This window comes from Nocardioides silvaticus (genome assembly GCF_003160695.1).
GTDB classification, from domain to species: domain Bacteria; phylum Actinomycetota; class Actinomycetes; order Propionibacteriales; family Nocardioidaceae; genus Nocardioides; species Nocardioides silvaticus.
Genome location: NZ_QGDD01000007.1, coordinates 151,314 through 169,680, shown reverse-complemented (window position 1 = coordinate 169,680; position 18,367 = coordinate 151,314). Strand labels below are relative to the sequence as shown.

At 71.5% G+C, this 18,367-nt stretch carries 18 protein-coding genes and 1 tRNA gene; 9 read left to right on the top strand and 10 right to left on the bottom strand.

Annotated elements, in window-relative coordinates:
• Window positions 1-23: 23 nt before the first annotated feature.
• The 6 genes from DJ010_RS15790 (at window position 24) to DJ010_RS15765 (ending at window position 7,248) form a co-directional block, all read left to right on the top strand.
• The gene (locus DJ010_RS15790) at window positions 24-491 is read left to right on the top strand and encodes a nitroreductase family deazaflavin-dependent oxidoreductase (RefSeq protein WP_109695463.1); all 468 of its coding nucleotides are present in this window, start codon (window positions 24-26) and stop codon (window positions 489-491) included.
• A 63-nt stretch (window positions 492-554) separates the two neighbouring features.
• A complete protein-coding gene (locus DJ010_RS15785; RefSeq protein ID WP_109695461.1) occupies window positions 555-3,152 on the top strand; it encodes an AMP-binding protein in 2,598 nt (865 codons plus the stop codon).
• The gene (locus DJ010_RS15780) at window positions 3,149-4,156 is read left to right on the top strand and encodes an iron ABC transporter substrate-binding protein (protein ID WP_109695459.1); all 1,008 of its coding nucleotides are present in this window, start codon (window positions 3,149-3,151) and stop codon (window positions 4,154-4,156) included. Before DJ010_RS15785 ends, DJ010_RS15780 begins: the two co-directional genes overlap by 4 nt.
• A 62-nt stretch (window positions 4,157-4,218) precedes the next feature.
• Window positions 4,219-5,739 (top strand): ABC transporter permease, encoded by a 1,521-nt coding sequence (locus tag DJ010_RS15775; RefSeq protein WP_211318825.1) that lies wholly within the window; start codon window positions 4,219-4,221, stop codon window positions 5,737-5,739.
• Window positions 5,736-6,782 (top strand): ABC transporter ATP-binding protein, encoded by a 1,047-nt coding sequence (locus DJ010_RS15770; RefSeq protein ID WP_109695456.1) that lies wholly within the window; start codon window positions 5,736-5,738, stop codon window positions 6,780-6,782. The genes DJ010_RS15775 and DJ010_RS15770 overlap by 4 nt, the downstream gene beginning before the upstream one ends.
• 28 nt (window positions 6,783-6,810) lie before the next feature.
• A complete protein-coding gene (locus tag DJ010_RS15765; RefSeq protein WP_109695454.1) occupies window positions 6,811-7,248 on the top strand; it encodes an SRPBCC family protein in 438 nt (145 codons plus the stop codon).
• On the opposite strand, the gene DJ010_RS15760 is transcribed toward DJ010_RS15765, so the two are convergent.
• From DJ010_RS15760 to DJ010_RS15740, 5 genes are all read right to left on the bottom strand, one after another.
• Window positions 7,233-8,555: a cytochrome P450 gene (locus DJ010_RS15760; RefSeq protein WP_109695452.1), complete on the bottom strand. Its 1,323-nt coding sequence runs from the start codon at window positions 8,553-8,555 to the stop codon at window positions 7,233-7,235. The two genes, DJ010_RS15765 and DJ010_RS15760, sit on opposite strands and share 16 nt — an antisense overlap.
• A gap of 70 nt (window positions 8,556-8,625) precedes the next feature.
• Window positions 8,626-9,258, bottom strand: a complete 633-nt coding sequence (locus tag DJ010_RS15755; protein WP_211318824.1) for a dihydrofolate reductase family protein — start codon at window positions 9,256-9,258, stop codon at window positions 8,626-8,628.
• Between the two features lie 10 nt (window positions 9,259-9,268).
• Window positions 9,269-10,177: a ferredoxin family protein gene (locus DJ010_RS15750; RefSeq protein WP_158283030.1), complete on the bottom strand. Its 909-nt coding sequence runs from the start codon at window positions 10,175-10,177 to the stop codon at window positions 9,269-9,271.
• 4 nt (window positions 10,178-10,181) lie between these two features.
• The gene (locus tag DJ010_RS15745) at window positions 10,182-11,318 is read right to left on the bottom strand and encodes a cupin domain-containing protein (RefSeq protein WP_109695447.1); all 1,137 of its coding nucleotides are present in this window, start codon (window positions 11,316-11,318) and stop codon (window positions 10,182-10,184) included.
• The gene (locus tag DJ010_RS15740; protein ID WP_146207369.1) at window positions 11,319-11,585 is read right to left on the bottom strand and encodes a hypothetical protein; all 267 of its coding nucleotides are present in this window, start codon (window positions 11,583-11,585) and stop codon (window positions 11,319-11,321) included.
• A 545-nt stretch (window positions 11,586-12,130) separates the two neighbouring features.
• Between DJ010_RS15740 and DJ010_RS15735 the strand changes: the two genes are divergently transcribed.
• Window positions 12,131-12,817 carry a ZIP family metal transporter gene (locus DJ010_RS15735; RefSeq protein ID WP_109695443.1) on the top strand — a complete coding sequence of 229 codons (687 nt, stop codon included), beginning with the start codon at window positions 12,131-12,133 and terminating at the stop codon, window positions 12,815-12,817.
• A 319-nt stretch (window positions 12,818-13,136) separates the two neighbouring features.
• On the opposite strand, the gene DJ010_RS15730 is transcribed toward DJ010_RS15735, so the two are convergent.
• Window positions 13,137-13,218, bottom strand: a tRNA-Tyr gene (locus tag DJ010_RS15730).
• Window positions 13,219-13,334: 116 nt separating this feature from the next.
• Between DJ010_RS15730 and DJ010_RS15725 the strand changes: the two genes are divergently transcribed.
• Entirely contained in the window at window positions 13,335-13,826 is a 492-nt protein-coding gene (locus DJ010_RS15725; protein ID WP_109695441.1) for a YajQ family cyclic di-GMP-binding protein, read from the top strand.
• Between the two features lie 5 nt (window positions 13,827-13,831).
• Window positions 13,832-14,305, top strand: coding sequence for an SRPBCC domain-containing protein (locus DJ010_RS15720; RefSeq protein WP_158283029.1), 474 nt, complete (start codon window positions 13,832-13,834; stop codon window positions 14,303-14,305).
• Window positions 14,306-14,365: 60 nt separating this feature from the next.
• Here DJ010_RS15720 and DJ010_RS15715 read toward each other — a convergent pair whose 3' ends face one another.
• From DJ010_RS15715 to DJ010_RS15700, 4 genes are read right to left on the bottom strand one after another with little or no spacing between them, the layout of a single operon-like run.
• A complete protein-coding gene (locus tag DJ010_RS15715; protein WP_109695437.1) occupies window positions 14,366-15,355 on the bottom strand; it encodes a sulfate/molybdate ABC transporter ATP-binding protein in 990 nt (329 codons plus the stop codon).
• Window positions 15,352-16,164: a sulfate ABC transporter permease gene (locus DJ010_RS15710; RefSeq protein ID WP_109695435.1), complete on the bottom strand. Its 813-nt coding sequence runs from the start codon at window positions 16,162-16,164 to the stop codon at window positions 15,352-15,354. The genes DJ010_RS15715 and DJ010_RS15710 overlap by 4 nt, the downstream gene beginning before the upstream one ends.
• On the bottom strand, window positions 16,157-17,020 hold the full coding sequence (gene cysT, locus DJ010_RS15705; RefSeq protein ID WP_109695433.1) for a sulfate ABC transporter permease subunit CysT: 864 nt from the start codon (window positions 17,018-17,020) through the stop codon (window positions 16,157-16,159). The genes DJ010_RS15710 and cysT overlap by 8 nt, the downstream gene beginning before the upstream one ends.
• A gap of 8 nt (window positions 17,021-17,028) precedes the next feature.
• Complete coding sequence (locus DJ010_RS15700; protein WP_109695430.1) at window positions 17,029-18,075, bottom strand: sulfate ABC transporter substrate-binding protein; 1,047 nt, start codon at window positions 18,073-18,075, stop codon at window positions 17,029-17,031.
• Window positions 18,076-18,367: the final 292 nt, after the last annotated feature.

Below are 18,367 nucleotides of genomic sequence, written 5' to 3'. Positions count from 1 at the left end.
CCCTTTCGTCTACCTTGTGCGGCATGGGTCTGCTCACGCCGCTCGCCGTCAAGATCGGCGCCATCTCCTGGATGCCGAAGCTGCTCCCGCAGATCGTGTGGGCCGACAACGCGGTGCACAAGCTGACGCGCAACCGCTACGGCATCCTCGACGTCGCCGGCCTGCCCAACCTGGTGCTCACCGTGCCGGGCCGGAAGAGCGGGATCCCGCGCTCCACGAACCTGCTCACCGTCCCGGACGGCGAGGAGTGGCTGATCGCCGGCTCCTACTTCGGCGCCCCGAAGCCCCCGCTGTGGGTCAACAACCTGCGAGCGACCGAGACCGCCCAGATCCGGTTCAAGAACCAGGACCACACCGTGACCTGGCGCGAGATGGAGGGCTCGGACCGTGACGCCGCGTGGCAGACGATGCGCGCGACCTGGCCGAACTTCGACAAGTACGAGGAGCGCACCGACCGGCTGATCCCGGTCTTCCGGTTGACCGCCGTCTGACCGACGAGCGTCCGCGCAGTGAGCGGTGCCTAACCTAGGTTAGGCACCCCTTATATTGAGCGCGTGACGCCGCCGCAGCCACTGGGCGCCCTCGACCGCGCCACCCGGCTCCGAGCAGGCGTCGGGTTTGCGAGCGACCTCGGCCGGCACAGTGGCAACGCCGCGCTGGTGGTCGGGACCGCCGGCGTCACCCAGGTCCTGACGTACGACGACCTCGCCGCCCTCGTCGCACAGGCCCGGGCCCGGCTCGCACCCACCCAGCAGCTGGTCGGCCTGGTCCCGGAGCCGACGATCGAGTTCGTGGTGGCCTACCTGGCCGCGCTCGCGGACGGCCACACCGTGCTGCTCGGCCGCGACCCGGTGCTGGCCCGTGCCTACGGCGCGAGCACGACCTGGGAGGACGGCGGCTTCGTCCCGACCGGACGGCCGGAGCCGGAGCTGCACCCCGAGCTGCGCCTCCTGCTCAGCACGTCGGGATCGACCGGCTCCCCCAAGCTGGTCCGGCTGTCCCGCACCAACCTCGAGAGCAACGCCGAGGCGATCGCGTCGTACCTCGGGCTCGCCGCGGACGACCGCGCGATCACGACGCTGCCGCTCGACTACTGCTTCGGCCTCTCGGTCCTGCACAGCCACCTGGCCGTCGGCGCCTCGGTCGTGCTGACCGACAGGAGCGTCGCCGAGCGCGAGCTGTGGGACCTCGCCGCCGTGACCGGGGCCACCACCTTCGCCGGCGTGCCCTACACCTTCGACCTGCTCGAGGTCGCCGGCTGGCCGGACCTGCCGACCCTTCGCCGGGTGACCCAGGCCGGCGGCCGGCTCGCCCCCGACCGGGTCCGCGCCCTGGCCGAGCGCGGTCAGCGCGAGGGCTGGGACCTGTTCGTGATGTACGGCCAGACCGAGGCCACCGCGCGAATGGCCTACCTGCCGCCGGAGCTGGCCGCCACCCACCCGGGCGCGATCGGCCGCCCGATCCCCGGCGGGTCGTTCCGGATCGACCCGGTCGACGGCCTCCCCGACGGCGCCGGCGAGCTCGTCTACCGCGGGCCCAACGTGATGATGGGCTACGCCCACGGCACCGCCGACCTGGCGCTCGGCCCCGAGCTCGACGAGCTGCGCACCGGCGACCTGGCCCGCCAGGGCACCGACGGGTTGTTCGAGGTGATCGGCCGCCGCTCCCGCTTCGCCAAGCTGTTCGGGCAGCGGATCGACCTCGACCGCGTCGAGACCCTGCTGACGCTCGGCGACCACGAGGTGGCCTGCGCCGAGTCGGCCGAGGCCGCCCGCCTCGTGGTGGCGCTCGCCGGCGAGCCGGATGCCGTCGCGCTCGAGGAGGTCGCCACGATGGCCGCCGCGGCGACCGGCCTCCCCCAGCACGCGGTCGCCGTGGTCCCCGTCGCCGAGGTGCCGCGGCTGCCCAACGGCAAGGTCGACCACGCCGCCGTCGGCCGCCTGGAGCCGCATCGCGTCGGAACGGTCGAGGTCTCGCCGACCGCCTCCCTGACCGCGCTCTACGGCGCGGTCCTCCGTCGGGCAGCCGTCACCCCGGAGGACTCCTTCGCCGGGCTCGGCGGCGACTCGCTGTCCTACGTCGAGCTCGCCCTCCGCCTCGAGCGGCGGCTCGGGACGCTGCCGCCCGACTGGCCGGACCGCAGCATCGCCGACCTCGCCGCACTTGCCGACCTCTCGGCCGACCACCCCCGGTCGCGATGGGTCCGCCTCGACACCGGGATCTTCCTCCGGGCGGCGGCGATCGTGATGATCGTCGGCAGCCACACCAACCTCTTCGTCCTGCTCGGCGGCGCCCACGTGCTGCTCGGGGTCGCCGGCGCGAACTTCGCGCGCTTCCACCTCACCGACGGTGGGACCGACCGTCGCGATCGGCGCCGCAACCTGGTCCGGTCGATCGCACGGATCGCCGTTCCGACCTCGCTCTGGGTGGCGGCGGTCTGCTTGCTCACCAGCCAGTACGGCTGGCGCAACGTCCTGCTCCTCAACGACGCGCTCGGGTCGCACGGCTGGCGGGAGCCGGCGTGGCACTTCTGGTTCATCGAGGTGCTCGTCTACCTGATGGTCGTGGCCGGCCTGCTCACCGCGGTCCGTCGGGTGGCGGCCTGGGAGCGGCGGTCGCCGTACTGGTTCGCGGTCGTGCTCTTCGTCGCGACGCTGGCGCCGCGGTTCTGGGCCACGGCGACCGAGTACGACGGCGACCTCATCCACTCCTCGACGTTCGTGGCCTGGCTGTTCGTCGGCGGCTGGGCCGCCACCCGCGCGCGCCACCACGGCCACCGGCTGCTGCTGTCGGCGCTCCTGGTCGCCGGGACGGCCGGGTTCTGCGGCGACCCGACGCGCGAGGCGACGATCGTCCTCGGCCTGCTGCTCCTGGTCTGGGTGCCGACGGTGCCGTGGCCGCGCGCCGCGATCGGCCTCGTCGGACAGGTGGCCAGCGCGTCGCTCTACGTCTACCTGACCCACTGGCAGGTCTATCCCCACCTCGAGCACCGGTGGCCCCTCGGTGGCCTGCTCGCCTCGCTCGTCGTCGGCGTCGCCGCCTGGCGGCTCGTCGACCTCGTCTCGGACCGGGGCCGCCGGCTCCGGCCCTCGCTTCGCATCTTCCCCACCCACCGCACTCCCGCACGTTCACACAGCAAGGACGCACGATGATCGCTACCCGCACCGCGCTCGGCCTGGCCGCGCTCTCCCTCGGACTCCCCCTCCTCGCCGCCTGCGGCGAGGACGAGCCGACGCTGGTCATCTACAACGCCCAGCACGAGCAGCTGCTCGAGGAGATCGCTCCGGCCTTCGAGGAGGAGACCGGGATCAAGGTCGAGCTCCGCAACGGCAAGGACCTCGAGCTGTCCAACCAGCTGGTCCAGGAGGGCGACGCGTCCGACGCCGACGTGTTCCTCACCGAGAACTCGCCGGCGATGTCGCAGGTCGAGCAGGCCGGGCTCTTCGAGGAGCTGCCGGCGGAGATCCTCGACGTGATCCCCGCGACGTACCGCCCGACGAGCGGTCTGTGGACCGGGTTCGTCGCGCGGTCGACCGTGCTGGTCTACAACACCGACCTGGTCGAGACCTCCGAGCTGCCCGACTCGATCCTCGACCTCGCCGACCCCGAGTGGGCCGGCCGCATCTCCTTCTCGCCGACCGGCGCCGACTTCCAGGCGATCGTCGCCGCCGTGCTCGAGCTCGAGGGCGAGGAGGCCACCCGTGCCTGGCTCGAGGGCATCAAGGAGAACGGCACCGTCTACGACGGCAACAACGTGGTGCTCGAGGCGGTCGACTCCGGCGAGTCGGAGGTCGGCATCGTCTACCACTACTACTGGGAGCGGGACCGGGTCGAGGGCGGTGACGTCAGCGACAACAGCCAGCAGTACTACTTCTCCGACCAGGACGCGGGCGCGTTCCTCAGCGTCTCCGGTGCCGGCATCCTGAAGTCCAGCGACATGAACGACGAGGCCGAGGAGTTCCTCGAGTTCCTCGTGGGTGAACAGGGCCAGCAGATCCTGGCCGACAGCTATGCGCTGGAGTACCCGCTGAACCCGGCCGTCCCCCTCGAGCAGGGCGTGAAGCCGTTCGCCGAGCTGGACCCGCCGCAGGTCAACGTGTCCGACCTCGACTCCGAGGCCGTCGTCGACCTGATGACCGAGGTCGGCTTCCTCTGAGCATCGCCGCACCGCCGGCCCCGGAGCGCGAGACGGGGCGCCGCCACCACCGACGGACCTCGGTGGCCGGCGGCGCCTCGCCGTTGCTGCTCCTCGTCGGCCTGGCTGTCGCGGTGCTGGCGCTCGTGCCCCTCGGGTACGTCGTCACGACGACCGCCGAGCTCGGCCGCCAAGAGGCCGTTGACTTCCTGTGGCGTCCCCGCATCGGTGAGCTGCTCTGGAACACCGTGCGGCTGCTGGTCGCGGGTGTCGTGGCGAGCACCGTCCTGGGCGTCGCCGGCGCCTGGGTCGTCGAGCGCACCGACGTCCCGGCCCGCGGCTGGTGGCACGCCGTGCTCTGCGCGCCGCTCGCCGTACCCGCGTTCGTCAACGGCTACGGCTGGGTCTCCACCACGCACGCCGTGCAGTCGTTCCCGGGCGCGGTCATGGTCGTGACGCTGTCCTACTACCCGCTCGTCTACCTGCCCACGGTCGCGGCGCTGCGCCGGCTCGACCCTGCGGTCGAGGAGGTGGCGACGTCGCTGGGCCGCAGCGGGTGGAGCGTCTTCACCCGGGTGACCCTGCCGGCGATCAGCCCGGCCGTGCTCGGTGGCGCCCTGCTGGTGGGACTCCACCTGCTGGCGGAGTACGGCGCGCTCCAGCTGCTCAACTACCCCACGCTGACCACCGCGATCCTCCAGCAGTACGCGACCGTCTTCAACGGCCCGGAAGCCACGCTGCTCGCGCTCGTGCTCGTCACGTTCTGCCTGCTGCTGCTGGGGCTGGAGCTCCTCGTGCGCGGCCGCCGGCGCCGGGCGCGGGTCGGCTCCGGGAGCAGCGGCGTCCCGGTGCGCGTCGCGCTCGGCCGCTACCGCCCGCTGGTCCTCGCCGCGCTGACCGCGGTCGCCCTCTGGGCGCTCGCGGTGCCGCTCTACGCGCTCACCCGCTGGCTGGTGCGCGGCACGTCGGCGTCCCTCGACGTCGGAGAGCTGGCCGCCACCGCCGGCACCACGCTGTGGCTGGCCCTCCTCGGCGGTCTGACCGCCACCGCGGTCGCCGTACCCGTCGTCTGGCTGGCCGTCCGGCACCGCGGCCTGCTCACGACCGCGATCGAGCGCAGCGTCTACACCGCCAGCGCGATGCCCGGCATCGTGATCGCGCTGGCGCTGGTGACCGTCTCGATCCGGGTGGTGCCGACGCTGTACCAGACTGTGCTCGTGCTCCTCCTCGGCTACACGATCCTCTTCCTGCCGCGGGCGGTGGTCAGCGTGCGGTCGACGTTCGAGCTGGTGCCGCCCGGGCTCGAGGAGGTCGCCCGCAACCTCGGCTGCAGCGGGCCGGCGGTCGCCCGCCGGGTCACGCTGCCGCTGGTGCTGCCGGGTCTCGCCGCTGCGACCGCGCTGGTGTCGCTGGCCGTCGCCACCGAGCTCACCGCGACCCTGCTGCTGGCGCCGCTCGGCACCAACACCCTCGCCACCCAGTTCTGGTCCGACGCCTCCTCCATCCAGTACGGCGCCGCGGCGCCCTACGCACTGGCGCTGATCGTGCTCTCGGTCCCGTCGACCTGGATCCTCGGCAGCCTGAGCCTCAGGACGACCAGGTGACCGCCGCGCTCGAGATCGAGGGCCTGGAGGCCGGGTACGGCGGCGCGCCGGTGCTCCGCGGGCTCGACCTCGTCGTCAAGGACGGCATCACGGCGATCCTCGGGCCGTCGGGGTGCGGCAAGACCACGCTGCTCCGCTCGGTGGCCGGGTTCGTCTCGCCGACCGCCGGCCGGATCTCGGTCGCCGGCACCGAGGTCGTGCGGGGCCGCCGGTCCGTGCCGGCGCGCCAGCGTCGGCTCGGCTACGTGCCGCAGGACGGCGCCCTCTTCCCGCACCTCGACGTCGCCGCCAACATCGGCTTCGGGCTGAGCGGCGCCGAGCGGCGCGGCAACGGCCCGGACCGGGTGACCGCGATGCTCGAGCTCGTCGAGCTGCCGACCGGCCTCGCGCACCGCTACCCCCACGAGCTCTCCGGCGGCCAGCAGCAGCGGGTGGCGCTGGCACGAGCGCTGGCACCGCGGCCCACGCTGGTGCTGCTCGACGAGCCGTTCTCGTCCCTCGACGCCTCGCTGCGCGAGGACACCGGCCGGGCCGTCGCCCGAGCACTGCGCGCGGCCGGCGCCGCCGCCCTCCTCGTGACCCACGACCAGGGAGAGGCGCTCTCGCTGGCCGACCAGGTGGCGGTGATGATGCGGGGATCGTTCCTCCAGGTGGCCTCCCCCGCCGCCGTCTACCTGACGCCGACCGAGCCGGAGGTCGCCTCCTTCCTCGGTCACGCCTCGCTCCTCGACGGGCGGGTCACCGACGGCGAGGACGTCACCTGCGCCCTCGGCAGGCTGCCGCTCCGCACCCCGTGCGCGTCGGGAGCGGTACGGGTCGCCGTACGCGCCGAACAGCTGCAGATCCGCGACGCCGTCCGCGAGGGCCGGCCGGCCACGGTCGTCGACATCAGCTTCTACGGCCACGACGCCACCGTGCGGGTGCGTCTCGACTCCGGCGAGGAGCTCGCGGCGCGCACCCCGGCGACCTCGGTGCCCGCTCCCGGCGAACGGGTGCGGGTGAGCGTGGTGGGTGACGTCGTCGCGTTCGCCGCCACAGGGTGAGCCGGCGAGGTGCGGGTAACGAGCGCCCATGCAGACCATCGAGCGCACCATCTCCGTGCCTACCCCGCTCGCGCAGGTGTGGGACTACCTCCTCGACTTCACCAACACCGAGGAGTGGGACCCGCCGACCGAGTCCACCACGCGCGTGACGGGGGACGGCGGCGTCGGCACCGTCTACCGCAACGTCACGAGCATGCTCGGCAACAAGGTCGAGACGAAGTACACGGTGGCCGAGGTGGTGCCGCACCGCACCCTGCGCCTCGAAGGTGAGAACTCCTCGATGAAGCTGCACGACACGATCTCGTTCTCCAGCGACGAGGGAGGTACGACGGTCACCTACCGCGCCGAGTTCGAGCCGACCGGCGCAGCCAAGCTCGTCGAGCCACTGATGCCGCTCGGCCTCAAGCGGCTCGGCGACAAGACCGCCGACCAGCTCGAAGAGTGCCTGCGTCAGCTGCCGGGTTGAGATCCGACCGGGCAGCCCCGGGCCGACGGTGACCCGCCGACGCTGACCCGCGTCCCCGACGCCGGACGGGTCGGCCTCCGGCGCATCGAGAAGTGCCGGTCCTGCGGGGTCAGGTCGAGGCCGTCGATGCAGGCCAGCAGGCTGACCGTGAGTGCGACCAGCCCGTTGGAGACGCCTTCGCCGGGGCACCGGTGGCCGGAGTCGACCGGCCCGCCGCCCTGGGGCACGTAGTGCGTGATCGTGCACGGGTCGGCCTCGAGGAAGCGGGCCGGCTCGAACGACCACGGGTCCTCCCACTCCGACCCGTGGTTGGTGCCGTAGACGTCGAGGAGCACCCGCTGCCCCTTGCGCACGACGTGCCCTGCGAACCGGAAGTCGCGACGGGCCCGTGCGGCGAGGACGGGAACGAAGGGGTAGTAGCGCCGTACCTCGTGCGCGAACGCGGTCGCGATTCTGCCCGCCCCGCCGGACGCCTGCTCGGCCTCCTCGCGGATCCGGTTCCGCCAGTGGGGGTGCTCCACCAGCGCGATCGTGGCGAACGAGGCCAGCCAGGCCGCTGCGACGGTCGGGCGCAGGATGTTGAGCAGCTCGACGGCCGCCACCCGCTCGGGGAGCGGGTTGCCGTCGTGGTCGACGAACGCGGCAACCCTGGCCAGCCAGCTGTCGGGATCTCCCGACTGGTGGGCCCGTTCGTCCCGGACGAGCTCGCTCGCCCACCGGTCGCAGCGGCGCCGCGCGCCGGCGGCGCGCACGTAGGCGGGGCCGGGCACGCCGAACCCGTCGACGATCCGGGCCAGCCACCGCGCGTGCTCGCGGGCCTGCTCCTCCGGCTCCCGGATGCCCGCCCACTCGATCACGCTGGCGCCGAAGACGTCGACGGCGGCGGCGTACACCTCACCGCTCCCGGCCTCGGTCCAGCTCTCCAGCTCGCTGCGCCACCGGCGCTCGGCGACCTCGAGCAGCCGCTCGACGTCGGCCTGCGTCAACGCGTCGCGGAACATGGACTTGCGGTGCCGGTGCGCGTCGTCGTCGAGCGCGTGCACGGCGCCGGGCCCGAAGAGCGACAGGCCGATCGGCGCCGGCACCGCTCGGCGGCGCTGGACCCTGCCCTCGTCGTAGAACAGCCGGACGCCCGCGTCGCCGGTCACCAGCAGCGCCTGCCGGCCGAGCAGCGAGATCGTGAGCGCCCCGGTGTCGGCGAGCTCGCGTCGCTCCTCGTCCGCCAGCTGCGCGGTGAACAGGTAGCCCTCGCGCGCGAGCAGCAGCGAGTGGTCGATGCGGGACGGGCGGGCGAGGCCGAAGGGCATCCGGGGCTCCTGGGATCGAGGGTGGGTCGGTCCCTCGGGCGGTACCCGGTGCCGCTGGTCGTAGAAGGCGTCAGGCCCGGCGGTAGGTGAGGTGGGTGACGTGCGGCGTCTGCCGCGCACCTGCCGGCACGAGCCCGTGGGCCGGCACGCCGTCGAAGATGCGGGAGCCGGTCGCGAGACCGGAGACGTAGGGGACGACGTGGAGCCGCAGCTCGTCGATCGCGCCGATCGCCAGGCAGGCATTGATGGTCGTGGCGCCGCCGGCGATCGAGATGTCACCGTCGCCGGCGGCGGTCCGGGCCTGCTCGAGCGCGGACTCCAGTCCGTCGGTGACGAAGTGGAAAGTGGTGCCGCCCTCCATCACCTCGGGTTCCCGCGGGTAGTGGGTGAGCACGTGGACCGGGCCGTGGTACGGCGGGTCGTCGCCCCACCACCCGCGCCAGTCGATGTCCCACTCGCCGCGTCCGGGCGTGAACATGTTGCGGCCCATCACGTAGGCCGCCGCACCGACGATCGCGTCGACCTCCGCCCTGTTCTCGGCGCCGTGGTCGAACATCCAGGCGTGCAGAGGCCGCTCGTCGACGTCGCCGAACGGGCGCTCCAGGCTCTGGTTGTCGCCCGCCGCGTAGCCGTCGAGGGTGACCGACAGGTCTGCTTTGACGATGCCCATGCGGGGCAGACCGCGCTGCCGGCCGGAACTCATCGCCGGATGGTCAGGCCGGGTCGATCCCCAGCAGCTCGTGGCGCGGGACCGGGTTGTCCCGGTGCGCCTTGCAGGTGAGCCGGGTCGCGGTGGCAGGGTCGCGCGTGGTGCGGACGCGGACGTCGTACGTCGCGCCGGCGGCGGTGAACGTCGCGGTGGTGACGTCGTCCTCGACCGTGCGCCGCTGGAGGACCACGGCGGTGATCCGGCTCTCGCCCAGCTGCCTGCGGAGGTGGTGCTCGGCGGCCTGGACCGCCATCGGGTACGCCGACCGCCCGCGCAGGTGGTCGAGGTCGAGGTCGCCGGCGAGGTGGGCGCCGGCGAGAGCGACACCCTGCTGCGGGTCGAGCCGACCGTAGTACAGGCCCTCCGGCAGGACGACGAGGTTGCCGGCGAACCGGTCGCCGCCGATGTGGGAGACCTCCCAGGCGTACTCGGGGTAGGCGTCGTCGAGCGCCATCGCGACCGGCCGGCCGAACTCCGCGCAGCAGGCGTCGTGCCGGCCGTTGGTGCAGACGCAGAACAGCGGGCCGTCGTACGTCGAGAGGCCGGTCGAGCCGCCCTCGCGGAACGCCGTCAGGTCCAGGTCGAGCACCTCGCGCAGGTCGGCGACGGTGCCGTGCTCGAGCCGGGGCCGGCGGTGGTCGGCGAACGCCGCGAACACGTTGAGCCGCTCGGGGTCGCGCTTGGCCCGCGCCCGGCGGACCAGCAGGATCTTCGCCCGATAGGCCTTCGCCTGCTGCTTCAGCGCGGCGCCGAGGCCCTCGGGCAGGCGAGCGTCGAGGAGGGCGTCGGCGCCCCACGGTCCGGAGTGCTCGAGCAGCAGCCAGGTGCGGACGTGGGTCGCAGTGCCGGCGAGCGGCTCGTCACGGAGCGCGCTGGCGGCGGCACAGGAGAACCGGGTGGTGCTGGTCTCCACGCCGTCAGGACACCGCCTCGAGCAGCCCCTCCCGGAGCAGACGCCGGCAGAGCACCAGCCTGCTCTCGGCGTCGAGGTGCTCGGCGAGGTCGCCAGGGGTGAACGTGGAGCGGGCGCGGACCTCCTCGAGCGCGGGCCTGATCCACGCGGGCACGGTCATCGAGCGGTCACCGAGCAGCACCTCGACCCGACCGCCCCGGTCGAGCAGCACGCAGGGGTGGCCGGGCCGGCGGCGCAGCCGGGCGTCGTCGTCGATCCCCTGCTTCAGGGCCAGCACGTCGTGCAGACCGCCGGCCAGGCGGGAAGGCCGGCTGGTGAGAAAACGCCGGACCTCGGTCTCGGCGGCGGCAGCGGCGTCGAGACGTCGTACGTCCTCGGCGAGGGCGGCCAGCCGGTCGGCCAGCGGCTCGCTGAGCAGGGCGGGGTCGTCCAGGAAGCCTGCGGGCAGGTGGGTGTCGGGGACATCGGCGAGGACCTTCGCGACCGTGCGCTCGAGCAGGCCGCGCCAGGTCAGCTGGTTGATGCCGAGCGTCACGTGCAACGACACGGACTCCTGGGTGCGGGCCGCGTGGGGGGTGCCGGTGGGGAGGTACAGGGAGAGACCGGGCTCCAGCACGAGCTCCTCGGGACCGTCCTCGCCATGGACCTCCCACTGCTTGGAACCGGCGGTCTGGAACACGAACACGTCGTGGGAGTCGGAGTGGACCGCGAACCCCTGCGCGCCGGGCGGCGTCAGGTAGGCGTTGACCTGGCAGGGGTGGCCCAGCTCGAGCTCGAGCTCGGCAACCAGCTCGGTGAGCGGCTGCCAGTAGCGGTGCACGCCCTGGAAGACGATCGTGGCGCCGTCGTCGAACAGGGCGAGCGCCTTGCGGGCATCGACGAGCCCGGTCAGCGGGCGACCGGTGACGGTCGCGCCCCGGGTGTACGACGACTCCGGCAGCACCGAGCCGTCCTTGGCCAGCCGGATCGCCGGCGTACGGATCGCCGAGGACGTCAGGAGCCGGTCGGCGTCGTCGAGGGTGAGCAGACCCACCAGACCGTCGGTGTCGTCGGGATCGGTCCGGTGGACGTGGACCCGCGACGCCCAGACCTTCGAGAGGAAGGTCTGGGCGTCACCGGTCAGAAGGGTGAGCGCGGACACTCAGGCGTCGGTGCCGTCGCTGTCGCTGGCGTCGCCGTCCGTCGTGTCCGTGGCGTCACCGTCGCTGGCGTCGCCGTCGCTGGCGTCGCCGTCGGTGCCGTCACTGTCGCTGGCGTCGCCGTCGGTGCCGTCGCCGTCGGTGGTGTCACCGTCGGTGGTGTCGGTCGCGTCGCCGTCGGTGCCGTCGGCGTCGCCGCCGACGCCCGGGCCGGAGCTCGCGGTCGGCTCGGTGGTCATGTCGTCGTCGCCAAGGGGTGTCTCAGTCATCTGTCCTCCTGGTGGATTCGTGGGGGGCGCCCGGTCTGCGGACAGGGTCGGGTGCACCCGCACAGTGCCCGTTCGGGGTCTTCACAGACCTGCCGTGGACCGACCCTAGAGATCGACGGCCGCGACCGCCAGGGACGCGGGGCGCCCCGGAGACAACGAACCTCCCCCGCAGCGATCCGCGGGGGAGGTTCCGTTGCTCTCGCGGCCTCGACAGCGGGTGGCTGGACTGCCGGGGCCTGGCCGATCCGGTCGTCCGGGCGACCGTGATGGCTACAGAGGGGATACCCGAGGCGGTCGCTTTCTACACATCAATGCCGGGGTGATCACATGCACAGCCACACCAGGAGGGCGTTCACCGCCACGATGAGCACGACGAGGATGATGCCGGAGAGCTCGGCGTCCTCGGTCGTTCGGGCGTCGGGAACGTGGCTTGCCATGACGGAGTGGCCTCCTGGTCGGGAACGGCGTACTCGAGCCCGCTACCCGGGAGTGCAGTCGCTATGCCCCGCCGGATGGGGAGTCCGTCTCCGGGTACCCATCGCGCCGTGTTGACGACCGCGCTCTACTCCGCGGGAGCATCCCTTCCCCTCGTCGCGGGTGCGCTCGTCGGCGTCCGCTGGACACCGCCCAAGCGGGTGGTCGCCGCAGCCCTGGCGTTCGCGGCCGGAGCGCTGATCATCTCCGCCTCCTTCGAGCTCTTCGAGCCCGCCTACGAGTCGGGCGGTGCTGGGCGCTCTGCCCTGTCCTTCCTGGCGGGTGCCGCCGTCTTCGTCGCTGCTGACACCTACCTGGACCAGCGGACGGCCGGCAACGCGGCCGGACTCGCGCTCCTCGCGGGCGTCACGCTCGACGGCATCCCGGAGAACACGGCCCTGGGCGTCTCCCTCAACGACTCAGCGAGCGTCGCTCTGCTGGTCGCTGTCTTCGCCAGCAACTTCCCCGAGGCCCTCGGCGGAGCGCGCGCCATGATCGATCGCGGTCGCAGTCGACGCTTCACCATCCTGCTCTGGACCGCTGCGGCCGTCCTGCTCGCCGCAGCCGTCTTCGCAGGGAAGTACCTCTTCGTGAACGCGAGCGACCAAGCCCTGTCCTACCCGCTGGCCTTCGCGGGAGGAGCCGTCCTGGCGTCGGTCGTCGACACCCTGGCGCCAGAGGCGTTCGGTGAGGGCGGACCCACGATTGCCTTGGCCAGTGCCGCGGGATTCGTGCTGGGGTTCGTCCTCAGCCTGTGACGAGCCGCCACGCCGGTGGGCCTGCGGCGCATCGTCGTTGCAGTCGGCACCTCGTCGCGCGACGGCGCGACGCGCGCCGCGATCGTGGCGAGGCCGTTGCGCCGATGTGGTCTCGTTGTTGCTCGCAGCGGCGTAGCGTCCTGGGTACGCAAGATCTCGTAGGCGCCTACGTCTTCTGGCGAGGCCCCGCTGGTTTGGAGAGAAGCCGCGGGGCTGCTTCATCCTTCGGCCGGCCGTGCCAGCCTCATGAGCTCACGGGAGCCGGGACGTCGAACCGCCCCTGTCCTGTTCGCACAGGCCAGGGGCGGTCACGTTGCCGTGGCAGGTAGTGGATTCGAACCACTGTAGGCAATGCCGGCTGATTTACAGTCAGCTCCCTTTGGCCGCTCGGGCAACCTGCCAGGGTGTGTCGAGACCGGTTCTGCAGGGTCCTGGTGGGCCCCGGTTGGCCGGTCGGCAACGACGCGAAACAATAGCGCAGCACGTGTCCGTCCAAGAAACCAGCGGAGATCAACTCATGGCCGACTCCTCGTTCGACATCGTCAGCAAGATCGACCGTCAGGAGGTCGACAACGCGCTCGGCCAGACGGCGCGGGAGGTGGCGACCCGGTTCGACTTCAAGGGCACCGGCGCCACTATCGAGTGGAAGGGTGACGACGCGATCGAGATCACCGCCTCCGCCGACGACCGCGCCTCGGCGGTGCTGGACGTCTTCCAGCAGAAGCTGATCAAGCGTGGGCAGTCCTTGAAGATCCTCGAGGCGGGCGAGCCGCGCCCGTCCGGACAGCAGTCCAAGATCGGGATCGCCCTCAAGGAGGGCATCAGCTCGGAGAACGCGAAGAAGATCAGCAAGCTCATCCGCGACGAGGGGCCCAAGGGTGTCAAGGCGCAGATCCAGGGTGACGAGCTGCGGATCTCCTCGAAGAAGCGCGACGACCTCCAGGCGGTCCAGGCACTCGTCAAGGCGCAGGACTACGACTTCGCCGTCCAGTTCACCAACTACCGCTGACCCTCGTGGCCGAGAACCCCACCGCACACGCGGAGATCGACGCCCCGCTCGAGGTCGTCTGGCGGGTCATGCTCGACACCGAGGCCTACGGCGAGTGGAACCCGTTCGTCGTACGGGCCGAGACTGTGCAGCCGCCCGCGGTCGGCAACCCGATCGTGCTCCACGTGAAGTGGGCCAACGGCAAGGGCACGCGCTCGCCCGAGGTGATCACCGGGATCGACGAGCCGCGGACCGACTCCGACGGCACGGCGACCGCCTGCCTGACCTACGCGTACGCCGGTCTGCCGGCCCGGCTCGGGCTGGTGCGCGGCACCCGGCACCAGCGGCTGACCCAGCTGGCGGACGGGCCCACTCTCTACGACACCGTCGAGGAGTTCTCCGGGCCGCTGGTGAAGCTCGCGGGTCCCGGACGGGTAGCCGAGGGCTTCCGCCGGCATGCCGAAGCGCTCAAGCGGCGAGCAGAGTCGCTGACCGCTTGAGCGCCGGGTCTCGATACGTCCTCGCCTAGAGGCTCGGACTACTCGACCACCGAATGCCGGTCAGACGGCGACCATGGCCGGCACCGTGACGGCGCCGACAGCAGCGGTGAGCCAGACCCTCGAGCCCAGCTCGAGGTCGAGGCCGCGGGCGTGGCTGCGCGGAAGCACCACGGACACCGGCTCGGCGCCGGACGCGACCTCCGGGTCGAGCTCGACCTGGAGCCGCACCTCGAAGCCGACGCGCAGCAGCCGGGTGATCCGCCCCGGGAACGATCCAGCGCGGCCGGGCTCGACGCTCACGTCGACGTCGTGCGGCCGCAGCCGGACCGGCCCGAGCCGGGTGACCTCGCCGAGGAAGCCCATGACGAAGTCGTTGGCCGGCTCGTCGTAGAGCTCGTCGGGGCTGCCGACCTGCTCCACGCGGCCCTGGTTGATGACCACGATCTCGTCGGCGACCTCCATCGCCTCCTCCTGGTCGTGCGTGACGAACACCGTTGTCACGTGCACCTCGTCGTGGAGGCGGCGCAGCCACTCCCGCAGCTCCTTGCGGACCTTCGCGTCGAGGGCTCCGAACGGCTCGTCGAGCAGCAGGACGGTCGGCTCGACCGCGAGCGCCCGCGCCAGCGCCATCCGTTGCCGCTGGCCGCCCGAGAGCTGCGAGGGCAGCCGGTCGGCGAACTGCGAGAGATGGACGAGCTCGAGGAGCTCGCCGACCCGGCGCTTGACCTCCGCCTTCGGCGTCTTGCGGATCTCCAGTCCGAACGCCACGTTCTTCGCCACGGTCATGTGCTTGAACACGGCGTAGTGCTGGAACACGAACCCGACGTTCCGCTTCTGCGGCGGCAGCTTCGTGGCGTTGGTGCCCTCGATCGCCACGGTGCCGCTGTCAGCGGTGTCGAGGCCGGCGATGATCCGCAACAGGGTCGACTTCCCACCACCCGACGGGCCGAGCAGCGCGGTGAGCTGTCCGGTCGGCAGCGAGACGCTGACGTCGTCGAGGGCGTGGAAGTCGCCGTACTTCTTGGTCACGTTGGTTACTTCGATGCTCACTTCTTGTGCTCCTTGGGTCGGAGGAGGGAGACGACGACGATGCAGACCACGCTCACGAACGCGAGCACGAACGAGACGCCGTAGGCGCCGGTCTGGTCGAAGCTCTGGTACTGCTTCTCCACGACGAGAGTCGCCGTCTGGGTCTGGTTGGCGACGTTGCCGGAGACGACCTTGACCGCACCGAACTCGCCGAGGCTGCGGGCGAGGCTGAGGACGACGCCGTAGACGACCGCCCACTTGATGCTGGGCAGGGTGATCCTCAGGAACGTCTGGCGGGCGTTGGCGCCGAGGCTGCGCGCAGCCTGCTCCTGGTCGTCGCCGATCTCGGTCAGGACGGGGACGACCTCGCGGATCACCAGCGGCAGGGCGACGAAGCAAGTCGCCATGATCATGCCGGTGCCGCTGAAGATGATCTGGACACCCCACTCCTCGAGGGTCTTGCCGAACCACCCGTCGCGACCGTTGTAGACGAGCAGCAACGACAGGCCGACCACCACCGGCGACACGGACATCGGCAGGTCGATCAAGGCGGACAGCACCCGTTTGCCCGGGAACTCGTACCGCACCAGCAGCAGCGAGATCCCGACGCCGAAGACCAGGTTGATGGCCACGGCCTGCAGCGCGACCTGGGCGGTCAGCGCCAGCGCGTTCACCACCTGCTCGTCCTGGAAGATCTCGAAGAACGCACCGACGCCGTCGGCGAAAGCGTCCTGGACGATCGTGCTCACCGGCCACGCGACCAGGAGGAACACGTAGCCGATCGCCAGCAGCCGAAGCAGCCACTTGACGGGGGTGGAGACCTCAACCACGGCGCGACACCCGCCTCTGGATCACGTCGAGCACGACGATCACCACGAGTGCCACCGCCAGCATCAGGCTGGCGACCGCGGCCGCGGAGGCAGTGCTCCCGTTCTCGATGAACGACAGCACCCGGACCGAGACCACCTCCGTGCTGAACGGCTTGTTGCCGCTGAGCAGCACCAGCGAGCCGTACTCCGCGATGGCCCGGGCGAACGACAGCGCCGCCCCTGCGGTGATCGCCGGCACCAGGCTGGGCAGGATGATCCGCCGGAAGATCGTCAACCTGCTCGCGCCCAGCGAGGCCGCAGCCTCCTCGACGTCGTGGTCGAGCTCCTCCAGCACCGGCTGCACCGTCCGGACGATGAAGGGGAGGGTGACGAACGCGAGCGCGAGCATGACTGCACGGTCGGTGTAGGCCCAGTCGAGCCCGATCGGGCTGTTGTTGCCGTAGAGGCCGAGCAGCACCAGGCCGGCCACGATCGTCGGCAACGCGAACGGGATGTCGATGACGACGTCCAGGATCCGCTTGCCGAAGAACCGGTCGCGGACCAGCACCCAGGCGATGAGCGTGCCCATCACGATGTTGACCCCGGTGACCAGGGCGGCCTGGCCGACGGTCAGCTGGATCGCGGCCATGGTCTGGTCGTTGGTGATCGTGTCGACGTAGCCGGACCAGCCGCGTTCGGCCGACGTCGCGACGATGGCGGTGAGCGGGATCAGCACGAGGAGGCTGAACCAGGTCACCGCGATGCCGAGCCCCAGGGAGGACCCGGCTGTCAGTGTGGTGCGGGCGCCCGCCCGACGCCGCGGTGGCGGCGTCGGGCGGCCCGCTACATCAGGCGCATCCAGGGTTGCGGTTGCCACAGAGGGTCCTACTCCTGGGCGTCCGCGCCGGACTCTTCGATGAGGGTCGGGATGATGCCCAGGGGCTCGCCGTCCTCGCCGTCGGCGAAGAACTTCTCCGCTGCCTCACCCCATCCGCCGAAGTCACCGTCGATGGTGAACAGCTGCTCCGGGGCGGGGAACGGGTCGGCCGGGTCGTTGGCGCCCTCCACCTCGGGCAGCTCGACGCCGTCGACGCCGGCGACCGGCCGGAAACCGAAGCCGGCGTAGATCTCCTGCGCCTCCGCGGACGTCACGAACTCGAGGAAGTCCTCGGCGCCGTCCTTGGCGTCGACGGTCACCGCGGCGGGGTTCTCGATCAGCAGCGTGTCGGTCGGCACCACGTAGTCGATGGCCTCGCCGTTCTGCTTGGCGAGGATCGCCTCGTTCTCGTAGGAGAGCAGCACGTCCTGGTCACCCTCGACGAAGGCCGAGGTCGCCTCGCGACCGCTGGCCGGCAGCGCGGGTGTGTTGGCGAGCAGCTGCGAGACGAACTCCTTCGCCTCGTCCTCGGTGCCGCCGTTGCCGACGATGTGCGCCCAGGCAGCCAGGATGTTCCAGCGGGCCGCGCCCGAGGAGCCCGGGTTCGGCGTCACGATCTCGATGTCGTCCTGGGCAAGGTCGTCCCAGGAGTCGACGCCGAGCGGGTTGCCCTCGCGGACCACGAAGACCACGACGGAGGAGGTCGCGATGCCGTTGGTCGGCGTCGCCTCCTTCCAGTCCTCGGCCACGAGGCCCTCGCCCACGAGGCGGGTCACGTCGGTCTCGAGCGAGAAGTGCACGTAGTCCGCGTCCTTCCCGTCGACCACGGCACGGCTCTGGTCGCCCGAGGCGCCGTACGACGCGGCGAACTCGATGTCCTCACCTGCGTCGCTGTCCTGGAACGCCTCGAACACCGGCTCGTTCGCCGCCTCCATCACCGAGAACGCCACGACCGACAGCGAGTCCTTGGACTCGCTTCCGCCGGCCGAGGTGCAGGCGGTCAAGGCCAGCACCCCGGTCAGCCCCGCGACCGTCGCCTTGATCGTCTTCTTCATGTGTCACTTCCTGACTTCGTGTCCCTGCCGATGCCCCTGTAGGCCCGGCCTTCATGCCAATGACAGGTAGATTACTAGACTTTAGCGAGTCAGTACGCAAGTCCGCGTGTCGGACCACCAACCGCGTGCGCGCTCCGCGGCCCGCGGGGCTGTGAGAGAGGTCACCCCGTCCGGGCTCCCACAGGTCGGCGACGAATCGGGTGCAGCGTGCGGGCCGACTACCCTGGGACGGGTGTGCGCCACGGCCCGTGCGCCGTCGTACGCGGAGATCTCGGACACGTGTCCAGCGGAA